At 60.0% G+C, this 14942-nt stretch carries 14 protein-coding genes and 2 pseudogenes; 6 read left to right on the plus strand and 10 right to left on the minus strand.

The features are described from left to right. Positions 1 to 72 precede the first annotated feature (72 nt). A pseudogene (locus NKI59_RS26085) lies at positions 73 to 243 on the plus strand (HU family DNA-binding protein); the annotation flags it as partial. Positions 244 to 284: 41 nt separating this feature from the next. Here the strand turns inward: NKI59_RS26085 and NKI59_RS26090 are convergent. The 4 genes from NKI59_RS26090 to NKI59_RS26105 form a co-directional block, all read right to left on the minus strand. Beyond that, positions 285 to 722 (minus strand): TA system VapC family ribonuclease toxin, encoded by a 438-nt coding sequence (locus tag NKI59_RS26090; protein WP_352625387.1) that lies wholly within the window; start codon positions 720 to 722, stop codon positions 285 to 287. Continuing rightward, positions 719 to 946 carry a CopG family transcriptional regulator gene (locus NKI59_RS26095; protein WP_352458399.1) on the minus strand — a complete coding sequence of 76 codons (228 nt, stop codon included), beginning with the start codon at positions 944 to 946 and terminating at the stop codon, positions 719 to 721. The genes NKI59_RS26090 and NKI59_RS26095 overlap by 4 nt, the downstream gene beginning before the upstream one ends. Positions 947 to 1006: 60 nt before the next feature. Further along, positions 1007 to 1216, minus strand: a complete 210-nt coding sequence (locus NKI59_RS26100; RefSeq protein ID WP_502898346.1) for a hypothetical protein — start codon at positions 1214 to 1216, stop codon at positions 1007 to 1009. A gap of 107 nt (positions 1217 to 1323) precedes the next feature. Then, complete coding sequence (locus tag NKI59_RS26105) at positions 1324 to 1569, minus strand: hypothetical protein (RefSeq protein WP_352625392.1); 246 nt, start codon at positions 1567 to 1569, stop codon at positions 1324 to 1326. Here NKI59_RS26105 and NKI59_RS26110 point away from each other — a divergent pair. Continuing rightward, positions 1498 to 1839, plus strand: coding sequence for a peptidoglycan-binding domain-containing protein (locus NKI59_RS26110; RefSeq protein WP_352625390.1), 342 nt, complete (start codon positions 1498 to 1500; stop codon positions 1837 to 1839). The two genes, NKI59_RS26105 and NKI59_RS26110, sit on opposite strands and share 72 nt — an antisense overlap. A gap of 161 nt (positions 1840 to 2000) precedes the next feature. Here NKI59_RS26110 and NKI59_RS26115 read toward each other — a convergent pair whose 3' ends face one another. Continuing rightward, entirely contained in the window at positions 2001 to 2537 is a 537-nt protein-coding gene (locus tag NKI59_RS26115) for an OmpA family protein (RefSeq protein WP_031212166.1), read from the minus strand. 186 nt (positions 2538 to 2723) lie between these two features. On the opposite strand from NKI59_RS26115, the gene NKI59_RS26120 reads away from it, so the two are divergent. Further along, complete coding sequence (locus NKI59_RS26120; RefSeq protein ID WP_031212167.1) at positions 2724 to 3317, plus strand: DUF6931 family protein; 594 nt, start codon at positions 2724 to 2726, stop codon at positions 3315 to 3317. Between the two features lie 74 nt (positions 3318 to 3391). On the opposite strand, the gene NKI59_RS26125 is transcribed toward NKI59_RS26120, so the two are convergent. The 3 genes from NKI59_RS26125 to NKI59_RS26135 form a co-directional block, all read right to left on the minus strand. Further along, positions 3392 to 4645: a caspase family protein gene (locus NKI59_RS26125; RefSeq protein WP_352592832.1), complete on the minus strand. Its 1254-nt coding sequence runs from the start codon at positions 4643 to 4645 to the stop codon at positions 3392 to 3394. Positions 4646 to 4655: 10 nt separating this feature from the next. After that, positions 4656 to 5765: an OmpA family protein gene (locus NKI59_RS26130; RefSeq protein WP_352592835.1), complete on the minus strand. Its 1110-nt coding sequence runs from the start codon at positions 5763 to 5765 to the stop codon at positions 4656 to 4658. A gap of 447 nt (positions 5766 to 6212) precedes the next feature. After that, positions 6213 to 7295, minus strand: coding sequence for a histidine kinase dimerization/phosphoacceptor domain -containing protein (locus tag NKI59_RS26135; RefSeq protein WP_352592838.1), 1083 nt, complete (start codon positions 7293 to 7295; stop codon positions 6213 to 6215). A 337-nt stretch (positions 7296 to 7632) separates the two neighbouring features. Here NKI59_RS26135 and eglC point away from each other — a divergent pair, with 337 nt between their 5' ends. The 3 genes from eglC (at position 7633) to NKI59_RS26150 (ending at position 12182) form a co-directional block, all read left to right on the plus strand. Further along, positions 7633 to 9024 (plus strand): endo-1,3-1,4-beta-glycanase EglC, encoded by a 1392-nt coding sequence (gene eglC, locus NKI59_RS26140; RefSeq protein WP_352592841.1) that lies wholly within the window; start codon positions 7633 to 7635, stop codon positions 9022 to 9024. 102 nt (positions 9025 to 9126) lie between these two features. Continuing rightward, entirely contained in the window at positions 9127 to 10872 is a 1746-nt protein-coding gene (locus NKI59_RS26145; protein WP_352625386.1) for a type I secretion system permease/ATPase, read from the plus strand. Next, on the plus strand, positions 10872 to 12182 hold the full coding sequence (locus tag NKI59_RS26150; RefSeq protein ID WP_352625385.1) for an HlyD family type I secretion periplasmic adaptor subunit: 1311 nt from the start codon (positions 10872 to 10874) through the stop codon (positions 12180 to 12182). The genes NKI59_RS26145 and NKI59_RS26150 overlap by 1 nt, the downstream gene beginning before the upstream one ends. Positions 12183 to 12932: 750 nt before the next feature. On the opposite strand, the gene NKI59_RS26160 is transcribed toward NKI59_RS26150, so the two are convergent. Next, positions 12933 to 13358 (minus strand): YidB family protein, encoded by a 426-nt coding sequence (locus tag NKI59_RS26160; RefSeq protein ID WP_352592850.1) that lies wholly within the window; start codon positions 13356 to 13358, stop codon positions 12933 to 12935. A 1175-nt stretch (positions 13359 to 14533) separates the two neighbouring features. Continuing rightward, a pseudogene (locus NKI59_RS26165) lies at positions 14534 to 14717 on the minus strand (IS256 family transposase); the annotation flags it as partial. Positions 14718 to 14942: the final 225 nt, after the last annotated feature.

Consider the following 14942-nt stretch of genomic DNA (forward strand, 5'->3'; position numbering starts at 1 on the left):
ACGCCACGGCGGTTGTATTCGTCACGTTCTGCAAGAATGGCCGGCTATTTTCGAGTAGAAGCGAGAGAATTCATCGCTGATGCGGCCGATGGCGGTGCTGAGCCGAGCCTGCCCGGTTTCGACAAGTTCAAGGTGAAGGAAACACCTGAACGCGAGGGCCGCAACCCGTCGACGGGCGCGACCACCAAGATCTCCGCCTCGAAGAAGCTGTCCTTCACGCCGGCTAAGGCCACCAACGGCTGATCCTTTGCCGGTATGTACCCTGACAGAAAGAGCCCCGCGGTCTACCTTGTGGGGATCAAGTGCAGTGTAGTCTTCCCGGCCTTCACCGCCGCCCCCGACAGCTTGCGGTCAAAGCTCGCAAGTTGGCCGCCATGCGCCTTGGCGAGCGCAAGAAGATAGGTATCGGTGACCTGTGCCGAGGTCAGGATTTTCGCCGCATCGATGTCGCCGGAGCCAACCAGGCTCACATCGTCGGACCAGAAGCTGTGCCCGTGCAGGGCTCGCAACTTGGTGACGATTTGCGCAACGACGGCAGGGGAGCCGGGAGAATTAGGATATTTTTGGTTTCCGACGATGCGCAGGACGCCGTTTTCGGTAATGGGGCAGGTAGCCCATGCGGCATGACCGGTCACTTCGAACCAGCCATGGGCGTCGTCATGGGCGACATGGCCAGGATCGATCAGCGCGATCAGCACATTGACGTCGAGCAGGAAGGTCACAGCAACTCGTCACGCAAGGCATTGACCGTCTCAAGCGTGACAGGAGGTGCATCCGGCCGAGGCGACAGCAGAGGTATCCCGTTGCGCTCGCCGCCGGCTTGCGGGCGGCGCAGCGAGCGCCGGGCGAGATCGGTGATGACCTCGCCGAGGCTGCGATCCTGCTGCCGGGCCATGGCCTTGGCCGCGACCAGGACGTCGTCATCGATCGCCAGTGTCGTTCTCATATCGCCCTCCTTGGTGCGCATCAATCATCACGCATCATATAGAGTAGCGACGACGGATACTCAAGCGGTACAATCGCGCACGAAATAGAGGCTCGATCCCGCCGCCGATAAGCGGGCCTTCCAACCGGCGCCGCATCCCTTGCGTCGACCGGCGACATACGAAACATAGCCCGGCACCAGCGGCAGCATGCAGGGCGAAAGAAACGACACGATGCCCGTCGCGAAGGCGGCCAGCCCGCCGATATTCGAATTTCGGGCATTGGTCAGCACCACCCCATCGTTGGGTTCATGCTCATTATCGACCAGTTTCCGAACGGTCGCTTCGCCACTGTGGCGCGGCTGAGCATCGATAAGTTGAACACGCCCAAAGCCCAAAACTAACAGATCGCGGCGCGCGATGAGGACCAGGCGAATGCCAGCTCGGATTCTGCGGTGCGCACATCGGTCGGCGTTTCGGACCAGGTAAGCAAACAGCGGGCACCGAATTGACAGAAAGTGCGATCGGTCTTGACCGCCAAAGCCGCATCGACCTGCAACTGCGCATCGAGGGGTTGGGCAACGAACTTGGCCGCATCGACGGAAACATAGGTCCGCAGACCCGCCGGGCGATCGGCATCTGGCAAGCCAAGAATGGTCTTCCGGCCGACCACCTATCTGCCGCGCGAGCAACTTGCATTCCTCGTGGTTCGGACAGATCCGACGATGGAAGCCGTGCGTGCCGGATATACTGCCGATCAAGCCCGTACGACGCAGCCGAAAAAGCAGGTTGCGCAGAAGGTCCGCACCCAGCGGCCGGTGGCGCAGAAACCCCGCAAACAACAGCAGGTCGTTCAGAAACGGCGCTTCCGCAAGACCGTGGGGCGGCGGGACGATCCTCCGCCGCCCCAGGATAACGACTTCCTGACCAAGGCGTTGCTCTTCGGCTCCGGTGTGGTGGTGGGCGGCGTGCTCAAGAACTGACCGGGGTCGTTCCAAGCCTATTCGCCTGACTGCCGCTGCGCTTGCCACTCAGTTCCTGACGCACTGCTGCACAGTTTCAGGCGGCATCCGTACGCTACTCGGCCTTTATACGCATTTCCACGCGGCGGTTGACGGCGTCGTATGGATTCGGGCTACGCGGATGCGCTTCGCCCAACCCGATCGCGTTGATGCGGTCAGCCTCGATGCCACTGGATGTGAGGAAGGACGTCACCGATTGCGCTCGTCGCTGCGACAGCCGCTCATTGTAGTGCGCCGGACCGGAAGCGTCGGTGTAGCCTTCGACGACGAAGTGGAAAGTACTGATCCGGCTGTCCTTCAGGGCCTTGGCATACTCCTCGAGTTCAGCGCGTGCGGTCGCGTCGAGTTCGGCCGAATCCAGCCCGAAATTGATCAGCATGTCGAGACTGGATTTGTCGGCCGGCCCCTCTTTTGCCTTGGTCTTGCTCTTACACTGCTCCTCCGTGCCGACACAAATCCCCCGAGACTTGCCGAGGTCGGCCGCGCCAGCAAAAAACTTGACGATGTCTTCTGATTTCTGGACAGGGTCGGCGGAAACATGGGTCGAGAAAGCCACGACCGCCAACACCAAGGGTGAACTGGCCCACCGCATAGCGGTTACTCCTGTTGAGCATCCGATATTACCAACCGTGAATATACCACATTCCCACGCGTTTGTCTGTCAATAAACGCCGAGCCTGGCTGTGTCGGCCGATCTCCCGTCCCCACGAGTTGAGACTTGACCGGCGCCACGCCGGGGGCTTGAGTACCGACTGGTCCTCGATGAAGGCGTGGCGTCATGGCCAATGGGCTCCGATTCAAAACGGCACGGGATCTTTTTGTGGCTTGTCCCGCTGTCGCCAGAGACATGAGAGCCCTTCCAACCGAGCAGCGTTCGATCGAGTTTTGCCGCGATCTCCTCGCCGGGCCCATTCCCGAAGAGGCGATCACGTTTTGTGCCTACCTGCTTCCTGATCGGGCTGCGGTCTGGTGGGCCCATGAATGCCTGGGGCATCTGAGCGAGCTGCTCGATAAGACAGATCAAGAGCTGCTCGCGCTTGTTCGCGACTGGGTCAGCGAACCGGACAGTCCCCGCCACCGCGCCGCAGTAAGCGAGGCTGCGGCAACCCCGCCGGCTACGCCGGGCGCCTGGATTGCCTTGGCTGCGGAATGGCGTGACAATGGTTTTGGCGTTGCCGGATCTGTCGTCGGCGCAGCCGCGCCAACGGCCTTGCAGCGACATCCTGCCGCCCATGCAGTCAATGCCGGTGTTCTAGCAGGGCTGGCGCGCGTCGCACTGGCGGACCGCTTTGCCGTTCTCTCCGCCTTTGTCGAAATGGGCCTGCAGTTGGCCGAGATCGAGGCGCAGCGCCAATCGGCTGATGCGTATTAGACCCGAACCATTCCAATAGACGCAGCTCCATGGTCTTGTTTGACCAGGGGTTTTCGAACCGAAGGGCCCAGATCTCACTTGCAGCCGCCTTGCGCCCATTTGGCCAGCGCCACCTTGAAGCGTGTCCCAAGCGGATGTTGCAGGCGTAGAACGGAGACATCGTTGGCGGCGAAATTTTTCGCCTGTTCGCATAGCCGATCCTCATTCCACTCATGACAGCCGTTGCAGTGCTTGCCCTCCCACACCGCCTTGTCGAGCCCTTCCACGGGAGTGAAGAGTGGTTTGCCTGTGATCAGCTCGGCGATACTCTTGCCGTCGATTGCTGGATCTCCGAAATCGACAGGTTGGTCGAAAAAGATCGGCTCGTCCGAAGCCAGTCTCGGGATTTTCTGACGCAGCACATTGAGCGCAAGCTGGGCATCGTCAGCGCCAGACGGATTTGCGGCGGCGTTGCGCCCGCCCGAGGCGCCTTGCGGTTGTTGCGGAGCGGTCGCCTCACCGACGATCAGTGGCGCGTTCAGATCCACCTTGTGCAGCACGACCTCGGTGGTGAGCGAGACATTGATCCACGGGCGCTGTTTGCCGGCCGTTGCTTTGAACACGTCGGCGGTAACCCTGTTCATTGCGTCGGTGATGGAGACGTTCGAGGCCCCGATATGGGCAAGCAGCGCCGACGTGAACGGCGAGTGTTCGCTCGATCCGTCATAGGCGACCTGATTGGGACTGGTGGAAAAGGCGACCAGCGTGCCAGTGCCGCCATTCTCGATCGGGATTTCGGCAAGGCCACTTCTCGCTCCCTTGACGCCTGCGGTCTTTGCCAACACCTCGGCCAAGGGATTGTCGCGACAGGCGTCGAGAAAAATCAGCCTTATGCTGGTCTCGCGCGACATTTGCCGCAAAACGAAATCCACCGGCACCGCTTCGAAGTCGAGCGAGGTCTCGTCTTCCAGTGCGGCATCGACCGGAAGCAGGTAGTTGCTGCCTGAAACCTGCAAGCCGTGGCCGGCGTAAAAGAAAAGGGCAATGTCGGCGCCGCGAACCTGCTTTGCGAACTGCGCAATGGTCGTCTGGGTCTGCAATTTGGTCAGATCGAACCCGGAGACGACTTCAAAATCCAGGCTTTTGAGACGTTCGGCAACAGCCTGCGCGTCGTGTACCGGGTTGGTCAGCGCCGGCGCATGCTGATACTGGGAGTTGCCAAGGACCAGAGCAGCACGACGTTCGGCGTTGGCCGCCGTCAAGGTCAACAACAGCGAGAGCATCACCAGCCCGATCGCGCCTAGGACACCAATAAACCAAGCAATCAGATCGAAGCCCCGCCGGAACAAAGGCCCTTCCTCAGTTGACGAGCTTGGTGGCGGAAAACTCTATCCGCCGATTGAGCGCCTTGTTCTTCGGCGTGTCGTTGCCAGTAACCGGCCGCTCCTCGCCATAACCGATCGCCATGATCTGCGTGCGAGCAATACCTGCGGCAACAATGGCGTCAGCTACGGCCTGGGCCCTCCGCTCCGACAGGAGCTTGTTGGCGGCGGACGACCCATCGGAGTCGGTGTGGCCGGAAACCTCCACCTTCAGGCCCGGGCACTTGCCGACGACGCCAACGACCTCCTCCAGTAGCGGACGGCTTTGGGTGTCGAGCCGTGCGCTCGCCGGCCGAAAATAGATGGCTCCGGTGCGAGAGAGCACCTCGAACCGGTTGAGGCACTCCTCGTCGCTGAAGTTCGCCTTCGCAGCATCAGTGGCAACAGGCCCGACGTCGGCGGTGCTTGCCGCGACGGTCTGGACGGCCGCGGGCTTGCTACCATCGGCGTTGAACACGAAATCGAACGATACCGAAGCGGTCGGAACAATGTTGGCCACATTGGCGGCCTGCTGCAGCTTGTCGACATTCGGCAGCAGTCCGAAGTCCTCGACATGCACGGCGACGGGGGCTTCCGAAGCGACGGAAACCATGCTGTCGCTGATCAAGGTCACGACGACATTGGCCTCGAGATCCTTGTCGACCCCGTGCAGGTTGAGTCGGAATGGAAGCACTGCCTTCATCCTTCGCTTCGTCGCAAGATCGGCAAACGCCGCAGGGTCCACTTTTGCGGTCAGTTCGGCGGCCGGATACTTGAATGTCTCGAAGAAAAGGAACCGCATGCGGACGTTTCGAAGGTCGACGCCGGTATCGACTGAATTGAGGTCGAATGTGATTTTGGCCTCACCCGTCGAAGAAAGGGTGCCGGCGATGTTCCTGATCTTGTTGGTTTCAACGATCGTGTTCTTCTTGACCGACTGGTAGGTGAGCACCGAAGCGGTTGGATCAAGTGTCCAGTTCGTCTGTGCATTCGCGCTTTCCAGTCCGGGTAAAAACAGCACCGACAGCGCGATGATCAAGCCAAGGGTGTTTAGGGCTAACCAGCTTCTCGAGCCCGTTTTCCGCCAGTCTCCGACGACTTCGAACATCGAACCCCCCACAGGACAACAGCCTTCCGTGTCGCAATCACCACCAAGCGTGCCAAGGAGAGCATAGAACAATTGTCAAGGCTTGGCGAGCATCGGCCAATCGACCGCAATGGTGTAAATTCCGCTCAGGTCCCGGGCTGCGTAAGTCCAGAAAAATGGTGTTGCGCGAACAAGCAGTCTTGTTGGCGAACAATGGAGCTGATTGGAGAATATTCGCTGCGCTACCTGCCGCTGTCTTGAAGCCGGTCACGCTGGACCAGCCAAGCGAGGGAAACGCCCGGCTTACTCCATCCTGCTTCTCCCGCGGAATGCAGCTGGCGGCTCTTCGATTGAAGATTTCGACCATGTGAAGCAGGCCGCGAGGCGCGTCCGGGCCTATTTGCAGGCACCTGCCCAAAGCCGCGACATGAAGCCAGCCGCCAGCCTGCCATGTTCGACGGCAATCGTTTAGCTTGCTGCCGCCGATCGTTTGAAGATGATGGTCACCTTCGTCCCTTTGCTGGCGCTAGAGTCGACTGCGAACTGCGCCTTGGCGTTCTCGGTCAGCGAGCGCGCGATCAGCGCTCCGAGCTTGCCTGGCTTGGGCCACGTCTCGCCTTCCGGCAGGCCGATTCCGTCGTCCGCCACTATAACCCGGCAGCCGTCGCCATCGACGACGCTGTGCAGTGTTATCGTGCCGCCGTCGCGCCCCCGGAACGCATGCTTTAGTGAATTGGTCAGCAATTCGTTGACGACCAGTCCCGCCGGCATGGCGACGTTTATTGACACGGGATATGTATCCACCTTCATATCCAGGCGGATCCCCTCGACTGCATGCGAGCTCATCACCGCGGACGCGATCTGGCTGAGATAGACGCCAAGATCGACCTCCTCTTTCGGCTCGTCGGCCGTTAGCGTCTGGTAGAGGATCGCCAGAGCGTCGACGCGACCGGCAAGCCGCTCAAACCGTCTCCGGTCGGCCTCGGTCGCGTTGCGGCTTTCCAGCCGGATCAGTGCGGTGATCATCTGCAGGTTGTTCTTTACCCGGTGCTGCAGTTCGCGCAGCAGTGTGTCTTTCTCGCTGACAAGCTCCTCAACCGAGCGCTCATCTCCCGCCTCGCCATGGGCCGATACGTCGACCAGCGCCACCAGCCGGAAGCACATCTTGCCGTTGTCGTCCTCGATCACATTGGAATAAACGTCGACGATCGTCGGCTTATCCTCGTTGCGTTCCAGCCGGTAGGTGCCGACAAAATCGGTTTCCTCGACCACGGCCTCGGCAAGTGGCCGGTTCTTCTGCTCGTGGAGGCCTTTGCCCAAAAGGGCTGCCCAGTTTGCTCGTGTGAGCCTGGCGGCCGTCAGGCCTGACAGTTTCTCGAATTCCGGGTTGGCGTAGACTACGCGCTCCTCAGCGGCCAGGTTCGCAACGGCAATGGCGATCGGCACCTGGTCAAGGAATTTTTTGAACTGTTCGCTTTCCAGTGCGGTTGCAAGGTCAGGTGTATCAAGCAACTGCTCGACCGCCTCGGCCTTTTCTGAATCCGGTGTCATTTGCGCGCCTGTTCCGTGCGGACAATATCAACAATGCAGCGCGCCCGCCATCGCCAAAGCTGCATTTGACGCACCGCGTCATGCACCTGACAACAAGCTTGCGTCGTGCGCAACGGCCATACGTCTAAGATTGCGACCGGCCGAAGGAGAGCGGCAGGCGCCGGGTGCCACGCCTTGTGCCCTTGAAGGGGTGAGGCGGCCCCCGCGGCAAGTGGCTCCGCTGAATATTAAGCTTTTGGTAACCCTCCAAACTCGAAGGCTAAATGGTAATGGCTCCTTTTGCTCTCAATAGGTGTTAGGCCCGATATCGAGGCGAGAAAGAGGAGAAAGGACCAAAATGGCCAACGTACTGAACGCCAAGGGTGTTCCACTCCCCTACAGCGGATCCTCCGTAAAGTGGTATTCGGCGACGAATTCCGGCCCGACACTTTATGGCAGCATCTACAACGACTCAATGTACGCCGACGGTAGCGTCACCGTGACGATGTACGGCGGCAAGGGCGATGACATCTATTATCTGTATTCCTCCAAAAACAAGGCGGTCGAGCTGCCCAACGAGGGTGTCGACACCATCTCGACCTGGATGAGTTACAAGCTCCCAGCGAATTTCGAGAACCTGACGGTCACCGGCGACAAACACTATGCTTTCGGAAACGAGCTAAACAACATCATTACCGGCGGCTCCGGCCAACAGACGCTCGACGGTTTGCAGGGCGATGACGTTCTCAAGGGCGGATCCGGTGCGGACATTTTCGTCGTGACCCCCGGCAACGGCAGTGACCTGATCCTCGACTTTGGCGCCGATGATACCGCGCGCGTCGGGAGCTTCGGCTTCACCTCCTTCGAGGATGTGCACGCCAACATGGTCCAGTCGGGGGCGAACGTCAGACTTAACCTGTCCGATGACGAGTTTCTCGTTTTCGCCAATAAGACCATCGACCAGTTCAACCCAGGCCAGTTCGATCTGGCCCTAGACAGGTCGCATCTGGAACTCACCTTCTCGGACGAGTTCAACACGCTCGACCTGTGGAATGGCTCGAGCGGCACCTGGGACTCGAACTTCTGGTGGGGCGCCGCGAACGGCAGCTCGCTCACGAGCAACAAGGAGCTTCAATGGTATATCGATACCAACTATGCCCCGACGCGTTCCGTCAGCCCGTTCAGCGTTGAGGACGGTGTTCTCTCGATTACCGCCGCCCGGGCTCCCGCGGCAATCCAGCCCTACATAAACGATTACAAATACACGTCAGGTTTGCTGACGACCTATGAGTCCTTCGCACAAACCTACGGCTATTTCGAAATTCGGGCTGACATGCCCGAAAAGCAAGGTGTATGGCCGGCCTTCTGGCTTCTCCCGGCTGACGGCTCCTGGCCACCGGAACTGGACGTCGTGGAAATGCTCGGTCAGGATCCAAACAAGCTCATTCTGACAAGCCACTCCAACGAGACGGGAACTCATACGACAGTGTCCTCGACGGCCTATGCCGCAGATACCGAAGGGTTCCACACTTACGGAGTGCTGTGGACAGAAGACGAACTCGTCTGGTATTTCGACGACGTCGAAGTTGCTCGTGCCGCAACGCCTTCCGATATGCACGACCCCATGTATATGCTGGTCGATCTGGCGGTTGGTGGCCTCGCGGGAGCGCCCGCCGACGGGCTTGCGACACCTGCGGAAATGCAGATCGACTACATCCACGCGTACGCGCTGAACGATTGGCATATCTAGGCGCAAAACCTGACGCTGGCTGCGGTATGGAGATGTGTAAACAAGCCTGATTGCGGGCACGATCTTTGCGCCCGGGACTGAACTTGAACTGATGTGAAGGCGATGTCGCATTCCCATTCGTCCGAGCCGCCACGAACAACCCTCGCTGCGGTTTTGGCTTCTTTCCGCCGCGCGTTCGCTGGAATTGCCCTGATGAGCGGCGTCGTCAATGTTCTGGCGCTGACCGGCTCGTTCTTCATGCTGCAGGTCTATGATCGGGTCGTACCCGGCCGCAGTGTGCCGACGCTTGTCGGGCTTGCCGTATTTGCCGGCATGCTGTTCATTTTCCAAGGCGTTCTTGAGCTTATCCGGTCGCGGTTGCTTGTGCGCATCGGGATGGCTTTGGATGCGCGATTGAGCGGGCAAGTCTATGCCGCCCTTATGCGTTTGCCCCTGCGCACCAAGCTCCCAGGCGACGGCCTTCAGTCGTTGCGGGATCTTGACCAGGTGCGTTCGTTTCTGTCGAGCACTGGTCCGACTGCGCTTTTCGACCTGCCCTGGATGCCGCTGTATCTGGCAATATGCTTCCTGTTCCATCTCTGGATCGGCGTGACGGCGCTGGCAGGCGCTATCATTCTCTCTAGCCTGACTGTGCTTGCCGAAGTTCGCACCAGGGAGCCTGTGAAGAGGGCAAACAGCCAGGCGGCAGCGCGCAATACGCTTGCGGAGGCGACGCGTCGCAATGCAGAGGCTCTGCAGGCGATGGGCTTTGGCGCGCGCATCGCCGAGCGCTGGTCAAGCGTCAACGCCGACTTTCTCAACACGAACGCAAGAGCCAGCGATCTGGCTGGGACGCTCGGCACGATCTCGAAGATCCTGCGCATGATGCTGCAGTCGGGTATACTGGCGATCGGCGCCTATCTGGTCATTCATCAAGAAGCGACAGCCGGTATTATGATCGCCAGTTCGATTATGATGAGCCGGGCGCTCGCACCGGTGGAACTGGCTATCGCCCACTGGAAGGGTTTCGTCAGTGCTCGCCAGGCATGGACCCGGCTGAGCCAGCTTTTGGCCCTGCTTCCTGAAATTGCCACGAGTGTCTCGCTGTCGGCACCTGTATCTGCTCTTGCGGTAGAAAGCATCTGTGTCACGCCACCCGGCGAGCGTCGTGTGGTTGTGCAGGATGTCGGGTTCGCGCTAGAAAGGGGTGCCGGCCTTGGCATTGTCGGACCGAGTGCGTCCGGAAAATCATCGCTTGTCAGAGCGATAGCCGGGATATGGCTTCCAGCCCGCGGGACCGTCAGGCTGGACGGAGCAACGCTCGACCAGTGGTTGCCGCAAGAACTGGGCAACCATGTCGGCTATCTGCCGCAGGATGTGCAACTGTTCGATGGCACCATTGCCGAGAACATCGCACGCTTCGAACCTCAAGCCTCTTCGGACAAGATACTGGCGGCTGCGCGCGCGGCCGGCGTTCATGACCTTGTCGTCCATCTGCCGGAAGGCTACGAAACGCGGATCGGCGAGGCCGGGTCGGCGCTTTCGGCGGGCCAGCGACAGCGGGTTGCGCTCGCACGGGCACTCTATGGCGATCCGTTCCTCGTTATCTTGGACGAGCCCAATTCCAACCTCGATTCCGAAGGGGAGGCCGCGCTGGCGGCGGCAATTGAGGGCGTGCGGGCGCGAGGCGGCATTGCTGTCGTGGTCGCCCATCGGCCGAGCGCGCTTGCAAGCCTGGATCAGGTACTCGTCATGGCTAACGGCCGTGTCCAGGCGTTTGGCCCCAAGAATGAGGTCTTGAGCAAGGTAACCCGTTCGGGCGGCGTTCCCCTGAAGGTCGTCTCCGGCCCTGAGGAGGCGACACACTGATGACGCAACACGCGGCATCGGCGATCGACCGGACCATTCGACGCTATCTGTTCGGCGGCCTCGCGGTCTGCATGCTCCTGGTTGGCGGGGCCGGAAGCCTGGCCGCGGTCACGGAGCTTTCTGGAGCCGTCATTGCTTCGGGAAGGCTGGTCGTCGATTCCAGCGTTAAAAAGGTGCAGCATCCAACGGGTGGAGTGGTCGGTCAGATCCTCGTGCGAGAAGGCGACGCCGTGAAGGCGGGCCAGGTTTTGATCCGTCTCGATGAAACCGTGACCCGGGCCGATTTAGCCATGGTCACCAAGAGCTTGGACGAATTCGAGGCCCGTCTGGCCCGCCTCGAAGCCGAGCGCGATGGCACGGACACCATCGCCTTCCCATCTTCGCTGACGTCGCGGCAGGACGATCCTGAGATCCGGCGTGCGATGGCCGGCGAGCAGTCCTTGTTCGAATTTCGTCGCCAGGCACGCGCTGGCCAGAAGGCTCAGTTGAGAGAGCGCATTGCTCAGCTCGCCGAAGAAGTCGCCGGCTTGAGCGAGCAAAGGGATGCTAAAAGCCAGGAAATCAAATTGATCGGGCTTGAGCTCGACGGCATGCGCAAGCTCTGGGAACGCAAGCTGGTTTCAATCGATCGCATAACGACACTTGAGCGTGACGCAGTCCGGCTTGAAGGCGAACATGGGAAGCTGACTGCCGCAATCGCGCAATCGAAGGGCCATACATCCGAAATCCGCTTGCAGATCATTCAGATCGGCCAGGATTTGCGCAGCGAGGTGGCAACCGAGCTCCGTGACGTCCAGGCAAAGCTCGCCGAGTTGGTCGAGCAAAAGGTCTCGGCCGAAGATCAGCTCAAGCGTATCGATATACGCAGCCCGCAAACTGGCGTGGTCCATCAGCTTGGCGTGCATACGGTCGGCGGCGTCATATCCGCGGGAGAGCTCATCATGCAGATTGTCCCTGTGACAGACGATCTGACGGTCGAGGCGCGTGTGGCACCGCAAGACATCGATCAGCTGATGCCAAGGCAGAGCGCAACGTTGCGACTTTCGGCCTTCAACCAGCGGATAACGCCTGAGCTGAATGGTGTCGTCAGTGAGATCTCCCCCGATCTCAGCATCGATGAGCGAAACGGCGCGAGCTTCTATACTGTGCGTGTCAGCCTGCCGCGCACAGAGCTTACAAGGCTGAAGGGCCTGACCTTGTCGCCCGGTATGCCTGTCGAGGTGTTCTTCTCGACCGGCAGCCGCACAATGCTGTCTTACCTCGTAAAACCTCTGGCAGATCAAATCCAACGGGCATTCAGGGAGGATTGAGTTCGCGTGACGGACTCGGCCATAACCCATGCCGTGCTTAGAGCGTGATGATTAGGTTGCGGCATACTCGGCCTCGGTGAAGGAGTTGGCGCATTCCTTTGATGTGAGAGTGTCGGGATTTTCCCGATGCTCGCAGACGGCGTCGGTGTTGCGTCTGGCGGCCGTTCTCAGCACGTGTTTGGTTTGGCGAGGAGCATCTCGATCGGATCAGGTCTGGCGAGTATTTCGGCAGGAAGAAGAGCTTGGCGCCGGCGTTGCTGACGGCGTGCCGGACGGCCATGACGACGATGTCGCCCGGCTTGAGGGTCGGCAAGAGCATCTTCCATAGAGCCGGAAGCCATTGATCGGCCCGTCTGTGAGCATCGGGCGGCGGCCCGGTCCACTGCGCCCGCCGACGCGCCAAGTCGGGCCGATCTTGCGCGCCCCCGCTGGATGATGAGATGATGACGAACGGCTATCGACATCTTCTTCGTTGTCGCTCCAACCGTCGGTTGGTGGACGCACTGCCGGTGAGAGCCTAACGTTCCTGGACGGTACGCGCGCACCGGGCAATTCCGCCCCCGCATCCCCCATGCCCGGTGCAAAGGCGCTCCGATCGGTCCCGCCGTCCTGGCATGTACGGCGGGACTTTTTGCGATAGGCCTTGGAACCCGCGGTGAAGGCCAGCAACTTCTCCCTCACACATTGCTGCCAGGTCGTGGCCCCGAAGCCGGCGTCTCCTAGTTTCAGCCTGCTTTGTCGCAGATGGCGCTAAGTACGGCCAGCTCCTGGTACCTCGTCCAAGAGATCTGGACCGTTGCCCGCGGGCATTTGGCCGTCGGGCGTAAGCTTGTCCACCGCGTCGGGCAATTCTCTTGTGAGCCGGTCGAGAAGTTCGTCATGGGACAATCCGGTTTGCTCAGCCAGATCGCTCAATGTTTGCGGGTCGATTGCTTTCTCAACCTGATCGCGCTGAACGGGCCGGTTTGATCCTTTACTTACCCACGAATCAACCTGATCGCCCGCACCCGCATTTCTGAGACGGTCCAGGATGTCGCCGAGGCCGCCAGGGGAGCCAGCGCTAGCGTTGGGATCTGTCGATTTCCTACCAGCGATCAACTCGCCGATCTTGTCCCTATTCTTGTAGGCAAGCAGGCCAAGCAACGCTATGGCGACCTTTCCTATATCAAGGCTCATTTCGCATCTCCTTCTATAAGGAAGGGACAAGGCATGCGGCTTCGAAAGGTTCCATGGTTATGCTGCTGGGCCGATATTCGATTCGGTTTTTAGCCGGACGATTGCGGCTTCTCGGCTCGTTCTGACTAGACTTCAGCTTCCGTGCCTCCGCAGAGTCAGCTCGCAGCTCGCGTCGTCTCTCCGGAGGCGCGGGCTTTCTACATTCCGTCACCGATTGTGAGCGACACGCTCATTCAAAATCTTGCATTAGAAACTTGGAAGATGAGTGCAGCGGAAAACACTGCTGGCGCCATGGACAAGAAGGATGGCGACACAATCGTCCTGGCTGGCTTCCGAGCCGCCTGCTCGGGGGTCCGGTGATCCGAGCAGACAGGGCGACAAGGATTTCGAGAGAGAGACCGACGGCAAATGGGTTAGACGATAGCGGTCACGAAAGCCGGGTGGGCATCACAATGTGGGAGGAACAGGAAGAAGCTGACACCGCCCTCGACAGCCAACCAGCCGTGGTTCCGTTGCTCTGGTCGTGTATGTGCTCTCGATCTTGATGCATAGTCGGTGCGATCATTTCGGTCAGCTCGCGCGCCTGTGCCTGCGCAATGCCGGTTCATCGGCTAAAACTTGGACCTGCCCTCCTTCAGTCGCTCGCAACTTGTCTTCTCCCATGTTGAAAACCTGTTTACGTTCGGCCCGTTGGAACCCAATGATTGGCAAAGCGACTTGTTCCTTGAGCTGCCAGCGCCCGACGGTCCCCAGCCGTTCGTGGTCGCTGACGCTGTCGCTGCGGAGACAATCTTTGGCGTGTCGGATCCCGAAACCTTTTCCAAAGCGCCAGCATAGGCCGCCGCATCCGCCACCGCTTAATGCCGCGCTTGACCCTTAGGCGAAGCCGCCTAGGCTTAGCGCAAAGCAGAGTTGAGTTGTCGCAACGCCCCCTGGGCGGCCGATAGCCTGTGTTTTTCGAAGATTGCTAGCTTCTGCTGATAAGTGATCCGCACCTTGGCGTTGCACCCGTGGCATCTGAAGTGCGCGATCGTTCTTAGTGTAGAACCTTTCCTTACTGCCGGATAGGAGCAATCCGGACAATTGAATGTGAGCGCAACATGAGACAAGTCTTTGGCTAAACCCATTCTCAGATCGTGTCCCAGGATGTGGTGGTGTAGCCGGGGCGAGTAGCGTGCCACCGCTGGCAGGCTGATGAGCGGATCATCGCTCATTTGGCTGATGGTTTCCAATGTCATGTATCTGGCGCGCTGGACGGCCCATTCGTCGTTCTGCTCGAGCAGGAGCGCGCCTACGAGGGACGATAGCGTCGGGCAAGATGCCGACGACCTCGGTGCGCCGCTTGATCTCGCCATTGAGCCCAATCACGCGCAGAGTTCCTGGACTGATGCTCGGCTGGCGGCAACTTGCTCGCCAGCCGAGTGAGTTCAGGCGGTGGTCAGGGGAAGCTGGCCAGCCACACACTGGTGATCCCAACCTGCGCCGATGTGCCAATCAGCAACCTTCGTCGGTCTTTTTCACCTGGCCTGGCGCGGCGGTGTTGGCTGCCGTGTCCTGCTGACCTGGCGCCGCCTGCTGAGCGCT

Origin of the sequence: Mesorhizobium sp. M0598, assembly GCF_040320865.1 — a bacterium.
Classification (GTDB): domain Bacteria; phylum Pseudomonadota; class Alphaproteobacteria; order Rhizobiales; family Rhizobiaceae; genus Mesorhizobium.